Source organism: Atlantibacter hermannii, assembly GCF_009907385.1.
GTDB lineage: Bacteria > Pseudomonadota > Gammaproteobacteria > Enterobacterales > Enterobacteriaceae > Atlantibacter > Atlantibacter hermannii_A.
Genome location: NZ_JAAATR010000089.1, coordinates 1 through 228, shown reverse-complemented (window position 1 = coordinate 228; position 228 = coordinate 1). Strand labels below are relative to the sequence as shown.

At 49.1% G+C, this 228-nt stretch carries 1 protein-coding gene; it reads right to left on the bottom strand.

Annotation, left to right across the window (positions count from 1 at the left end; genetic code table 11):
* On the bottom strand, positions 1–228 hold a 228-nt coding region (locus GV764_RS19220), incomplete at both ends, for an IS110 family transposase (protein WP_139593146.1).

Sequence of the window (228 nt, the reverse complement as noted above, 5' to 3'; positions counted from 1 at the left end):
AACCAGGGATTCACGGACACGATGCAGAGCTCGCATTGCCTGCTGAGATTCGGTTCTGGGCTGCACGAAACGCATAGATGGACGTGATGCTGCTTCACAGATAGCTTCAGCATCAACGAAGTCATTTTTGTTGCTTTTAACGAATGGGCGGACAAATTGCGGTGATATCAGCTTTGGAAAATGCCCTAACTCTTCCAGCTTGCGTGCCATAAAGTGAGAACCGCCACA